This is a genomic window from Deltaproteobacteria bacterium PRO3, assembly GCA_030263375.1.
Taxonomy (GTDB): domain Bacteria; phylum UBA10199; class UBA10199; order DSSB01; family DSSB01; genus DSSB01.
The window spans coordinates 1-11863 of sequence record SZOV01000099.1 but is presented as its reverse complement, the minus strand read 5'-3'; the positions used below and the strand labels follow the sequence as shown (position 1 = coordinate 11863).

The following is an 11863-nucleotide window of genomic DNA, read 5'->3' as shown; positions in this document are numbered from 1 at the left end:
GACCGCCTTCGCCAGCAGGCCCGCCGGCCCGAGACGCCGGACAGCCAGTGGAACTCCGAAGAGGGCGACGGCCAGGCCACCCCGGTCGGCCGCGCCGCCGACGAGGCCATGCCGGCCGACGAGCGCGCCTACGACCGCGAGCTGGCCGCCCAGCTCGAGGGCGCCATCCAAAAACTGCCCGAGGAGCAGCGCGAGACCTTCCTGCTCAAGGAGCGCGGCGGCCTCACCTTCGAGGAGATCGCCAAGCTGATGGGGGTTTCCATCAACACGGTGAAGAGCCGGATGCGTTACGCGCTCGAGGCGCTGCGTCGCAGCCTGCGTCATAAATCTTTCGTCAAGGAGGCGCTGCAATGAGCGAGAAACCCTCCTGCCAAGAATGCCAATCCTGGATGGAAGACGCCTTTTCCGGCGAGCTGGATCCGGCGCTGCGGCCGCACCTGGAGGCCCACCTCGAGGAATGCGCCGACTGCCGCGCGGTCTGGGCCGACTTCCAGACCCTGCGCCGGGGCATGCAGGTCCTGGCCGAGGCCGAGGGCCCTTCCCTGCGCGCGCAAACCAACATCCTGCGCGCCGCCGAGGCCAAGGCGGAACGGCGCGCCGCGAAGCGCGCCGGCCTGTGGAGCTGGCTGCTGCGGCCCGCGACGGTGGCCTTCGCGACGTTGCTGCTGATCGCGGGCATCGGCTACTTGGGGCGCCAGGAGTTGCAAAAGCGCGAGTTCGAAAATCAAAGAACCCCCGCGATCGTCCCGCAGGATACCTCGATTCAAGCAGCGCCCGCCGACGCCTTGACGGCGCCTGCGAAGCCGCAACCCAAACAGGAATTCGCCCCGGCCAAACCGAAACCCGCCGCGTCCAAACCCGACGCGGCCGCGCCCAAGCCCAGGGAGGCCGACGGAAGGCTGGATACGAAGGCGGGCCCACGCATGAAGGACGGCGGCGCCCCCGCGGGCGAACTGCGCCGGGAATCCCCGCCCCCGCCGCCCGCCCCAACGGCTACCGGAGGAACCGCGGGCGCCGCTTCCGAGGCCGCGCCCGTTCCGCTGAAGTCCCTCGCCCAACCCCCCGCGGAGCCGAAGCCCTCCGACTTGGAGGGCGACGGAGCGGCCGCCCCGCGACCGGCGACGATTCCGGAGGCCCAACGCGGCCTCGGCGGCGCCGCACCGCAGAGCGACACCTCGGAAATCAAAGGCGGGGACAAGGCGAAGAAACAGGAAAAGGCGGCCACGCCGGCGGAGGCCGAAAAAAACCTCCAGCAGGAAAAGGCGAGCGAGCGGCTGCCAGAACGGGATGACGGGGCCCGCTATCAATCCCTCCTCAACGCGGCCAAGGCCAAGATCCGCCGCGCCGACTACGCCGGCGCCCTCGAGGACCTGCTCGCCGCCCAGCGGATCCGCGACACCCGGGAGATCCAAGACCTGATCCTGCTCTGCCGCAGCCACCTGCGCGGGGACGGCTGATCCAGTCCAGGCGCACCTTCGCCGCAAGCTCCAAAAAACTGGGGCCTAATAGGGATTTCTGTTTGGCAAGGAGGGCTTCTTCGTGTATTTCCAAGCCATTCCCTACCCAATTACAGGAGGATTTCATGAAACATTGGCGTTCCGGGCTGACCCTTACCTTGGGTCTTATCTCCGTGGCTCCCTTGCTCCACGCGGCCTTTTCTTCCACCTACACCGCTTCTCCGACGGTGCCGGTTCCCACCGGCTGCTTTCCGGGCCCCGGCGATCTGCAGTCCTGCCTCGACATCGCGGCCGACGACCCGCAGGCCAACATGGTCGTCCTCCAACCGGGGACCTATTCCGACGGTCCTTATAACTATAGCCCGGGCATCGACGACGACGGCGGCGCCTTGGTGATCATGAATGAGGGCGCGACCCTGCCGGTCCTGGACGGCGGTAACGCGGATACCTGCCTGACAATCAGCACCGGCGGCCTTCCCTCGGACCTCGGCGCCGATGTCACGATCAACGGCCTGGTATTTCAGAATTGCGACGCCAGCAGCGACGGCGGCGCTTTGGATGTCAACACCAACCAAGCGGCGATCACCCTCGAAAACAGCAATTTCTTCGACAACAGCACCGTCGACGACGACGGCGGCGCGGCCGTACTGGAGACCGTTTCGGGCGCCATCATCGTCCGCAACAACTTGTTCGAGCGCAATGAGACCGTCGAGGATGGCGGCGCCTTGGAACTGGCCACGGACAGCGGCAACATCGAGGTCCTGGACAGCGTCTTCAACGACAATATCGCGGAAACCAGCGGCGGCGGCCTCAATCTCTCCACCAATACCGGAAACGTCACCCTCCAAGGCAATACCTTTGAAGGAAACACGGGCGGCATCGTCGACACGTCGGACGGAGGCGGCGCCCGAGTCTCCGGCGGAGACGGCAACGTCGTCATCAACGGCAACCTGTTTTCCGGGAATTTCAGCGGCTCCGACGGCGGCGGTCTCGACGTATTCAATAACGATCAGGGCCCCGGATCCATCACCATCGTCAACAATATCTTCGCCGGCAACAGCAACGGAAACAGCCCGACGAGCACCGCCACCTCCGGAGGCGGCCTTTCCGTTTTTGACGTCGGGACCGAGCTCATACTGACCAACAATACGTTCTTCGGCAACACCTCCCAGGCCTCGGACGATGCGGCGGACGGGGGCGGATTCGCGCTCTTTCTCGATAACGGCACGACCGCGAACGTCTTCAACAACATCGTTTTCGGAAATACGGCCGAATCGGACGGCGACGACATCTACTCCAACGAGGACGCCAACCTCGACGGAGGAGGTACCCTCAACCTCTTCAACAACGACTTCGCTAATTTCTACAGCGAAGCCCTGGACAACGGCGGGGCGGGAACGGTCAACCAGGGGAACAATATCGGCGACGATCCCCTATTCGTCAACTCGGCCGCCGGCGACTTCAACCTGACGGAAGGTTCCCCGGCCATCGACACCGGCGATCCCAGCGCCCCGGGGATGCCGGCCACCGATTTCGCCGGCAATCCTCGGCCGGCAATCCCGGGGACCGATCCCGACATGGGCGCCCTGGAGTTCCAGCCGGAACCCACCGCTCCGCCGACTCCCACGCCGACGCCGCCGGTCATTCCGGTGCTGCTGCAGGGCGACGGCTGCTCGCTGCAGGCGAACGCCCTCCCGACGGGAGCGGGCTTGGCTTGGTCCTGGCTCTTGGCGCTGGGCGCCTTGGCCTATCGGCGTAAAATGAAATAACGGAATTAGCGGTCCGACTCGAGGTCGGCATCCGATTCCTTCGCAAGACCCGGCGTCCCCAAGGCGCCGGGTCTTGCATTTTCGGGGAGCGGCAAGATCCAGGGGTCGTGGGAGAAGAACCGCATCGGGGCCTTCGCCAAATCGACCGTCGGGTCGATCAGCGTTTGGAAAGGACGGCCGTTGAGCGAGACCCGGCTGTCCACCGTGATGACAGGGTCGGCGATTCCTTCCTTTTGAAACCTCGCCTTGAGGTGCTGCGCGTACTGGTGGATGAACTGGGGCCGCTGCGTCAGCTTGCGGTATTGAAAACGGTTGATCTCTTGCAAGGGCTCCACCGCGAAACTTCGCCCGGTGGCGGGGTCCGTCACGGTGATCTTCAAGATTCCCTGCTTGTCCCGCAGCTTCATGCGCCAGGAAAACAGATGCCCCTCCTCGGTCCAGTGGACGTCCCCCGCGATCAACCAATGCCGCAGGGGAACGGCGACCTGGACCAAGAGGTAGAGGCCGAGAAAGGCCGCGACGCCGTGGCGCACGGGAAAGGCGAATTTCTTCGGCAAGGCCCCCTTGAATTTAAAGAAGCGGCGCGGCCAGTCCGGCTCGTCGAAGAGCGTCGCGGCGGCGATCATCAGGAAGGGAAAGACCCCGATGGTGAAGAGCACCGAATTGCTCAGGTTGAAGAACAACACCGCCAGGAAGGCCGCCCATCGGGTCTTGCGCCACCACAGTAGGAAGCCGATCGTGAGGTCGTAGGCCAAGCCTCCCCAGCTGAAGAAATAAGGCGCCCACTCCGAGAGCAGCCAGGGCCCCACGACCGGCAGGTCGCCGAGGCGGGAGAGCCAAAAGCGCATCGGGTCGCCCCGCAGCCAATCCCCGTTCAGCTTGGCGATGCCCCCGTAGAAATAGACGATCACCACCTGGGCCTTCAGGATCCACAGGTTCCAATAAGGGACGTAGGCCGGCCTGGGCCGGAATCGCTGGCTCAGCGAGGCCCAACGCTGGGCGTCGACCAGGATCATCCAGAAAGCGATCAGGCTGATGAAGTAGTAATGGTTGTTGTAGTAGGCCTTGTCGAGGAGGAAGGCGTAGGTGAAGGTCGCGAAGAAAAGAAAGGCGAAGAGCCGGTAACAAACCCCCACCATGATGCCCAACCCGGAGAGGGCCATCGTCCAGAACAGGGCCTTGAGGAATTCCGGGCCGACCGGCTTTACGAAAGCGAAGAATTCGTAGGTAAAGTGAAACCTGGGGAGAAGGTAGTCGTGGACGTAGCGGTCGCCCTGCAGAAAATAGACGGCCTGCCAGGTCATGAGGGCGCCGAACAGAATCCGAAAGAAGCCCAGGGAAGCGGCATCCACGGGCTGGAAGAGTTTTTGGGTCAGGCGGCGATAGTATTCCTGCATAGCAGCCGGGACACCCCTCACTTCAGCTCGACCTGCCGCACGGCGATGCCCGCCTCTTGCAGCAGGGCGATGGGCTGCTCGCCCATGGGGTATTGCGAGTTGTACACCACCTCGACGATGCCGCAGTTGATGATCATCTTGGTGCAGATCAGGCAGGGCGAGAAGGTCGTGTAGAGGATGCCGCCCTTGATCGGGACGCCGTGGTAGGCGGCCTGGGTGATGGAATTTTCTTCGGCGTGGCTGCAGTAGCACTCCTCGAGGCCGACGCCGGACTGGCCGAAGCTGTTGCAGCGCGGGCAGCCGCCCTCGTTGCAGTTCTTCACGCCGCGCGGCGTGCCGTTGTAGCCGGTCGAGATGATGCGCCGGTCGCGGACGATGATCGCGGCCACCTTACGTTTGAGGCAGTTGCTGCGCAGCGCGACGACCTTGGCGATGCCCATGAAGTAGGCGTCCCAGGAGGGGCGCGGCGTCTCGGCGGAGAGCTGGCGGATCAGCTCGCGGACCTTGCCGCGCAATTGGTCGAGCGTGGCGTTGTTCTCGAGCTCGGCGTCGGCCAATTTTCCGGTGGCCTCGAGTTGCTGGGTGTTGGGGTCGGCCGATTTGGCCTCGCGGGCCTCGAGGGTCTCGAATTCGGCGAAGGTCTGGGGATCGCCCTCGCGGGCGCGCGACTTGATGCGCTCGAAACGGACCTGCGGCACCGCCGTCACGTGGACCAATTTAAAATTGTGGAGGCGACGCAGCACCTCGACCTCGCGGGGATTGCGAATGGAATCGACGATGTAGTTTTTATCGACGTCGATCTGCTGGAGGGCCCGATCGGCCAGGTAGCCGCCGCCGTAGGTTTGGCGCATCTCGTTGCCCACTTGGATCAGGTTCTCGCGGGTGATCTCGAGCTTACGCCGACGCAGCTCCTCGCGCAGCAGGTCGGAGAGGGAGAGGTAATGGAAGCCGCCTTCCCGCAGGACCTGCGCAACTTCTCCTTTACCCGAGGCGTTTTTTCCGGTTAGACCGATGATCATCGACGGTTCCCTTGGCTGGGCCCACCTTACAGGGTTCGGGCCTTTTCTGTCAAAAACCACTTTTATGAAGCCAAAAATACTCCTCGCCGCCCTCTTCGCCCTGCTGCTCGGCCCCAAGGCCGAGGCCGCGCCGGCCCCCCGCTTTTGGATCGCCGGGGACGGGGTCCTGGTCCTGGCCGGACAGACCATTCGTTTCCGAAGCGAGGGGGGCGAGTACGACGAGGCCGGCCTGCGCCGGATCAACGCCCTGTTCCGCTCCGATTTCAGCGACCCCCAAGAGCGGATGTCGCTGCGCTTTATCGAGGTCCTTGACGCCGTCCAGGATCGCCTGCAGGGCGGCTCCTACAGCCTCAAGTCCGGCTACCGCAGCCCCCGGCTCAACAACTCCCTGCGGAACAAGGGCAAGCTCGCGGCCCAGTCCAGCATGCACATGGAGGCCGCCGCCGGCGACCTGATCCTGGGGGGCGTGGATTCCTCCCAGGTCTTCGACTTCGTGAAGTCCCTCGACTGCTGCGGGATCGGCTACTATCACGGCCGGCACTTTCACCTCGACACGGGCCCCTCGCGCTATTGGGACGAGACGAGCAGCAAGACGGAGGACAAGACCCCGCAGGAAAACGAAAAGATCATCCTGCAGCCGGATTACGACGTCTATCGGCCCGGCGAGGCGATGGAGATGAAGTTCATGCGGGTGACCAATTACCCGATCGGCGTCGACCCCAAGTTGGAAATTATCAAGAAGGACGGCAGCCCCACGGGAAAATCGCTGGCGCTGGAATCCCCCTCCTCTTGTCTGATCGTGGAGGGGCGCAAGCAGGCCCGAAGCCTAAAGGCCAAACTGCCCGAAAAGCTGGACCCGGGCCGTTACGCCCTGCAGATAAAATTCTGTAATCGCTACGACTACGCAAAAATGCCCGAGATCATCCTCTCGCGCGAATTCGAGATCCGGAAGGACGCGCCATGACCCTGTTGCACGCCGTGATCCTCGGCATCGTTCAGGGGCTGGGCGAGTTTTTGCCAATATCCAGTTCCGCGCATCTGGTCATCATGCCGTGGCTGCTGAATTTTCCCGACCCCGGCCTGACCTTCGACGTCGCCCTGCACATCGGGACGCTGGCCGCCCTACTCGGATTTTTCTACAAGGACTGGATCAACCTCACGAAGGCCTGGTTTCGCTCGCTCAAGAAGCGTCCCGCGCAATACGACTTCGAGGAGCGGCTGATTTGGTATTTGATCCTGGCGACGATCCCCGGCGCGGCGATCGGGTATTTGATCGAGGACTACGCCGAGACGATCCTGCGCGGCCCGCTCTTGGTGGGCGTGATGATGGCGGTGATGGGCATCCTGCTCGGAATCGTGGATCGTTTCGGCAAAAAGACCAAGAACCTCGAGAAGGTGACGCTGAAGGACAGCCTGATCGTGGGCGTTTCCCAGGCCCTGGCCTTGGTACCCGGCACCAGTCGTTCGGGCGTGACGATTACGACGGGGATGATCTTGGGCATGGATCGTCCCACGGCGGCGAGATTCTCATTTCTCCTCAGCACCCCCATCACGGCCGGCGCGGCGATCTTGAAGCTAAAGGATCTCTTCCACGCCCATCTCGATCTCAACACGGTGGTGGGCATCGTGGTCAGCGCGGTAGTCGGTTACCTGGCGATCAAGTACATGCTGTATTTTCTGCAGCGTTATTCGTACCGGGTTTACGTGATTTACCGTCTCGCCTTTGCGGCCCTGATCTTTGCTGTGTGGTTCGCTCGCAATTAGGAAGCATCTCCCGCAACGGGATCAATACAGGGATCCACTAGAACACTTATAATGGATAAAATTCTTGGGGCGGGCGGGGAGATGTCCTGGAGGGACCGAGGACTGTCTGAGCCAACCTTAAGGTCTAGGGAAAGGCGAAATGGATGGGGGCGCAGCGAAACTTTAGGAATAGCGCAAGGACACTTATCATGAGGGGGCGAGTTCCGCAGGGCCCGGAAGGACATCTCCCCGCCCGCCCCAAGAATTTTCACCTTAAAGCCTAGTGACCGATGGACTCGACGTCTTGCCAGGTGATTTTAGGCGAGCGAGGTTTGCCTTCGGGGCTGACGGGCGCAAAGGGCGGAATGCCAGTGGTGTAATAGTTCTTAACCGACTTGTAGTTTTCGAGGTTGTTGCGGCGGACTTGGATGTGGTTTTCCAGGGCTTGGGTCTGTTCGATGGCGGTCCAAGTTTGTTGGAGGGTGGCGAAGCCTTGGTCGACGGCGAAGGCGGCGGTGCTGTAATTCCAGCCCCAGGGGTAGTAGCCCCCGTAGAAGTAACCATAGTATTGAGCGCGGGCTTCACCGGCCAGGCCGAGCCCAAGCAAAAAACCAAATAATATCAATAGTTTCTTCACGAAAGCCACCTCCATACCCACTCTATTATCGGTGAAACCCGCCCAAGGTTTCCCCACCCGGAAATAATTCCACCATTCCACCCCTGAAGCAAGCCAAGGATCCCAAATCCAGGCACAATTCCATTGGCAGAAGCACCCGCCGGAATTATGAGGAGGCATGCAAACCGGCCTCGACCGCCTGCTGCGCTTTCACCGCAAGTGGATCCAAGGGAAACGCGTCGCCCTGCTCGCCCACCCCGCCGCGGTGGACAAGCACCTGCGCCACGCCCTCGAGGTCTTGCAAGAAGAGGCCTCCGCGCGGGTCGTCGCCCTCTTCGGCCCCGAACACGGCATCCACGGCCAGGCCCAGGACATGGAATCGGTGGTCGGTTCCACGTATCGCGGCATTCCCGTCTACAGCCTCTACGGACACGACGAGGCCAGCCTCAAGCCGACGCGCGAATCGCTGAAGGACGTCGAGGTCCTGATCTGCGACCTGCAGGACGTCGGCGCGCGCTACTACACCTTCATCTACACCATCGCCTTCTGCATGGAGGTCGCCAAGGAAACGGGCACGAAGGTCGTCGTCCTGGACCGGCCGAATCCGATCAACGGCCATCAAGTCGAGGGCAACCTCGTCGCGCCGGGTTTTCGCAGCTTTGTCGGCTGGTTTCCGCTCGCCGCGCGCCACGGGATGACGGTAGGGGAACTGGCCCAGATGTTCCGCCATGAATTCGATCTCAAGTGCGACCTGGAGGTCGTGACGATGAAGGGCTGGCACCGGCGCCGCTGCATGGATGAATTGGACACGCCCTGGGTCCTGCCCAGCCCCAACATGCCGACCGTCGACACCGCGGTCGTCTATCCGGGGATGTGCTTGGTCGAGGGTACCGAGCTAAGCGAAGGACGCGGGACGACGCGGCCCTTCGAGTTCTTCGGCGCGCCCTACGTCGATCCCGAGGCCCTGGTGAGGCGTCTGCGCGAGTTCCGCCTGCCCGGCGTGCGCTTCCGCCCGATCTACTTCAAGCCCGGCTTCCAGAAGCACGCCGGACAAACCTGCGGCGGCGCCCAGCTGCACGTCACCCGGCGCAAGGCCTTCAAGTCCCTGCTCACCGGCGTGGCGGCGCTCAAGGCCGTGCACGACCTCTATCCCCAGGAGTTTCAGTTCCGCCACCGCGCCTACGAGTTCGTCGACAAGATCCCGGCGATCGACCTCTTGGCCGGCAACGCGAAGCTGCGGACCCAGCTGGAAAAGGGCGCCTCGCTCCAAGAGATCGAAGGCTCTTGGGAAGACGAGCGCCAGGCCTTCCTGGAGACGCGGAAAAAATATCTCTTGTATACCTAGTGCGCGGCCCGGCAGGTCTCGCAGGGGCAGATTTGCCGCAGGAATTCGTAGGAGTAGATCCCCGTCTCGTGCCGGTCGGTGAAGGTGAACTGGAGGGCGTACCAGCCGACGGGCTGGGCCTTGAGGATGTCGATCTTTTGGCCCCCGAGGGCGGAGAGTGGCAAAAGGCCGGTGGCGACGCGCTCCGGGACCTCCTTGCAGACGGCGCAGGGACAGGCGCGGCGCAGAAAATCGGAAGGAAAGACGCTGGTATGGCCGTCTTGCCACTCGATTTGAATGCCTTGGTTGACGCGGTTGATGGCTTTGGGCTGCATGGCGATCCTCGGTGGGCTCCCTAGCCCGGAGCGGGCGCGATGTCAAAGCCCCCGCGAGGCGAAGGGTCCAAAACTCGCAACTTTAACCTAAAGAAGCAGAAAAAAATACCATTCCCCGGGGCACGATTGGAATCTGGAAGGATTCACCATGAGTGCACCCTTGGGGCCAACCCGGCCGCCGAACCCTCGAGGCCTTGCCGCTACCGTCGAAGACTCCCCTCGGCTCGAACCCGAGAACCCCCGACTTGACCCCAAAGCTTGGGCCGAGCGAGACCGCCGCGACGCCTACCGTCCGGCCGAACGTCGCACCGACTTCAAACAGGACCGCCCCGTCTCCATCCTGGCCCAGCAGCGACCGCCGAGCGCGGCGATGCCGGTGCGGACCCAGGTGGAAATCGCCTCCGGCCTCAGCCTACCTTTCACCCTCCGGGAAAGCCCCGACGCGCCGACCCGGGTCCTCGCGGTCCTGGCGCACCTCGAGCGCAACCTCCAGCCTTCGCACTATGACCACACCCGGCGCATCGATCTCGAGGCCGGCCTCGTCCGCTGCGACTGCTCGCAATTGGTCAGCGAAATTCTCGAGGAGGCCGCGCCCGCCGCCGCCCTCCAGGCGCGCGGCCTGGCGGCGCAGATTTTTGCCGGCATCCGAAGGGTCGATCCGGTCCGGCCCAGCGAGGGCTGGCAGCGGATCCTGCGCATCGCCGATATCAGGCCCGGCGACGTGATCGCCTGGCCGACGCCTCCGGGGCTGCCCTCCCGCGTCAGCGGCCACGTCGTCATCGCCATAGGCCCGCCGGAGGCCTACCGCAACGGCTACCTGGTGCGCATCGCCGACTCCACCTCCCTGCCGCATGGCGAGGACACGCGCGCGGGGGGCTCGGGCTTCGGCTTGGGCACGATGTATTTCGAGGTGGATCCGGCCACCGGCGAAGGCATTGGCTACGGCTGGACCGGCCGTTATTCCACCAACTACGTCCTGCGCACCCCGATCGCGGTCGGAAGGCCGCGCGGCGAGAGAGGAACCCGACCATGAGCGAGATCACCCTCGGCACCCTACGGATCGTCGACAACGGCGACGGCGTCTTTCGAAACCGCGCCCCAGCCGCCACCGCGAGGCTGCGCCCCGGCATCCGCCGCGAGGCGGACCGCATCCTGGACGCCGAGGGCCGCGAGCTACGCCCCGACGCCGCAGAGGTGCGGGCGCTTTTGGCCACGTTGGGCCTCACCAGCCTCCAAGGACTGCGTCTCTCTCCCGCCGGGCAATACCTTGCCTCCGTATCCGAGGCCGAGCGCCTCGCCCGCGAGGGCAGGACGCCCGAGGCCCGGCGGAATCTCGAGGCCGCGCGCGAGTGGGCGCGCCAGGCCGGTCTGACCTTCAACGAGACGCGGGCGGAACAGATCCTGATGCGAAGCGCCGTCGCCGAGTTGGGGCAATTGGAGGCGGAGGCCCGCGCGGCGGCCGAGGCCGGAAATTTAGTCGCTCTCGAGGACGCCCGCCAAGCCGCCCGCGACGTGCTGGGCCGCATCGGAACTCCCTTGGAGCAGTGGGAGAGCTCCGGCCTGCCCTTCCCTCCTTCCCGCGCCCAGGCCCTGGAGATCCGGGCCCTGCGCCAGGCCCGTCCCGCCCTGCTGCAACGGGCGACGAGCCTGGCCGAGTCGGGCGCGGTTGCGCGGCTTCAGGAGACGCTGGCGCGCCTGCGCGACACTTATTCTCGAGCCGGCGACCCACTGACGGAGGAAACCGCCGCGCAACTGCAAGCCCTGGAGCGGCGCGCCCACGCGCAGGCCCTGCCGGATTACTTCCGCAGGGCCGAGGAGGCTGCGACGCAGGGGCGGGTCGAGGAATATCGACGCCTCGCCGCGCAGGTGCGCGACACGGCTCGCCTGTCCGGAACTCCCTTCCCCCGCGATTCCGAGACTCGCCTGCAGGCCCTCGAAAGCCGAGCCTTCGCCGCCTCGGCCAACCGCCTACTGGACCAGCTCGAGCCGAGAATCGCGCGCGCCCGGCGACGCGAGGAAGAAATCGACATGGACGAAGTGCGGATAACGCTGCAAAGCTCTCGAGAGCACGCGACGCTCTCCGGCAACCCCTGGAGCGCGGACCAGGCGTCCCGCGCCGAGCGGCTGCGCGCCCAGGCCTTCGAGGCCAACCTCGCCTATCGGTTTCGCCAGGCCCGCGAGGCCGCCGCCCAGGGCAAGGTGG

The 11863-nt window shown here is 64.3% G+C and carries 12 protein-coding genes; 8 read left to right on the top strand and 4 right to left on the bottom strand.

Annotated features, from left to right (window positions below; genetic code table 11):
* From FBR05_12815 to FBR05_12805, 3 genes are all read left to right on the top strand, one after another.
* The coding region (locus FBR05_12815; GenBank protein MDL1873061.1) for a sigma-70 family RNA polymerase sigma factor at nt 1–354 on the top strand (354 nt) is incomplete at its 5' end.
* Nucleotides 351–1457, top strand: coding sequence for a hypothetical protein (locus tag FBR05_12810; GenBank protein ID MDL1873060.1), 1107 nt, complete (start codon nt 351–353; stop codon nt 1455–1457). The genes FBR05_12815 and FBR05_12810, both read left to right, overlap by 4 nt.
* 125 nt (nt 1458–1582) lie before the next feature.
* Nucleotides 1583–3226 (top strand): hypothetical protein, encoded by a 1644-nt coding sequence (locus tag FBR05_12805; protein ID MDL1873059.1) that lies wholly within the window; start codon nt 1583–1585, stop codon nt 3224–3226.
* A 5-nt stretch (nt 3227–3231) separates the two neighbouring features.
* On the opposite strand, the gene FBR05_12800 is transcribed toward FBR05_12805, so the two are convergent.
* The gene (locus tag FBR05_12800) at nt 3232–4623 is read right to left on the bottom strand and encodes an HTTM domain-containing protein (protein MDL1873058.1); all 1392 of its coding nucleotides are present in this window, start codon (nt 4621–4623) and stop codon (nt 3232–3234) included.
* A gap of 17 nt (nt 4624–4640) precedes the next feature.
* On the bottom strand, nt 4641–5831 hold the full coding sequence (locus FBR05_12795; protein MDL1873057.1) for a hypothetical protein: 1191 nt from the start codon (nt 5829–5831) through the stop codon (nt 4641–4643).
* Here FBR05_12795 and FBR05_12790 point away from each other — a divergent pair.
* The gene (locus FBR05_12790) at nt 5635–6606 is read left to right on the top strand and encodes a DUF882 domain-containing protein (protein MDL1873056.1); all 972 of its coding nucleotides are present in this window, start codon (nt 5635–5637) and stop codon (nt 6604–6606) included. The two genes, FBR05_12795 and FBR05_12790, sit on opposite strands and share 197 nt — an antisense overlap.
* A complete protein-coding gene (gene uppP, locus FBR05_12785; protein ID MDL1873055.1) occupies nt 6603–7406 on the top strand; it encodes an undecaprenyl-diphosphatase UppP in 804 nt (267 codons plus the stop codon). Before FBR05_12790 ends, uppP begins: the two co-directional genes overlap by 4 nt.
* A 259-nt stretch (nt 7407–7665) precedes the next feature.
* Here uppP and FBR05_12780 read toward each other — a convergent pair whose 3' ends face one another.
* Nucleotides 7666–8022, bottom strand: coding sequence for a hypothetical protein (locus tag FBR05_12780; GenBank protein MDL1873054.1), 357 nt, complete (start codon nt 8020–8022; stop codon nt 7666–7668).
* Between the two features lie 157 nt (nt 8023–8179).
* Here FBR05_12780 and FBR05_12775 point away from each other — a divergent pair, with 157 nt between their 5' ends.
* On the top strand, nt 8180–9346 hold the full coding sequence (locus tag FBR05_12775) for a DUF1343 domain-containing protein (protein MDL1873053.1): 1167 nt from the start codon (nt 8180–8182) through the stop codon (nt 9344–9346).
* Here the strand turns inward: FBR05_12775 and FBR05_12770 are convergent.
* Nucleotides 9343–9660, bottom strand: a complete 318-nt coding sequence (locus FBR05_12770) for a DUF971 domain-containing protein (protein MDL1873052.1) — start codon at nt 9658–9660, stop codon at nt 9343–9345. The two genes, FBR05_12775 and FBR05_12770, sit on opposite strands and share 4 nt — an antisense overlap.
* A gap of 148 nt (nt 9661–9808) precedes the next feature.
* Between FBR05_12770 and FBR05_12765 the strand changes: the two genes are divergently transcribed.
* Entirely contained in the window at nt 9809–10693 is an 885-nt protein-coding gene (locus FBR05_12765) for a hypothetical protein (GenBank protein MDL1873051.1), read from the top strand.
* A partial coding sequence (locus FBR05_12760) for a hypothetical protein (protein MDL1873050.1) occupies nt 10690–11863 on the top strand: 1174 nt, incomplete at its 3' end. The genes FBR05_12765 and FBR05_12760, both read left to right, overlap by 4 nt.

Excerpts from the sequence above, each read along its gene's own strand:
- FBR05_12770 (MDL1873052.1), bottom strand. The coding sequence starts at position 9,660 with ATGCAGCCCAAAGCCATCAACCGCGTCAACCAAGGCATTCAAATCGAG.
- FBR05_12805 (MDL1873059.1), top strand. The coding sequence starts at position 1,583 with ATGAAACATTGGCGTTCCGGGCTGACCCTTACCTTGGGTCTTATCTCC.
- FBR05_12765 (MDL1873051.1), top strand. The coding sequence starts at position 9,809 with ATGAGTGCACCCTTGGGGCCAACCCGGCCGCCGAACCCTCGAGGCCTT.
- FBR05_12790 (MDL1873056.1), top strand. The coding sequence starts at position 5,635 with ATGATCATCGACGGTTCCCTTGGCTGGGCCCACCTTACAGGGTTCGGG.
- uppP (MDL1873055.1), top strand. The coding sequence starts at position 6,603 with ATGACCCTGTTGCACGCCGTGATCCTCGGCATCGTTCAGGGGCTGGGC.
- FBR05_12775 (MDL1873053.1), top strand. The coding sequence starts at position 8,180 with ATGCAAACCGGCCTCGACCGCCTGCTGCGCTTTCACCGCAAGTGGATC.
- FBR05_12800 (MDL1873058.1), bottom strand. The coding sequence starts at position 4,623 with ATGCAGGAATACTATCGCCGCCTGACCCAAAAACTCTTCCAGCCCGTG.
- FBR05_12795 (MDL1873057.1), bottom strand. The coding sequence starts at position 5,831 with ATGGTCTGTCCGGCCAGGACCAGGACCCCGTCCCCGGCGATCCAAAAG.
- FBR05_12810 (MDL1873060.1), top strand. The coding sequence starts at position 351 with ATGAGCGAGAAACCCTCCTGCCAAGAATGCCAATCCTGGATGGAAGAC.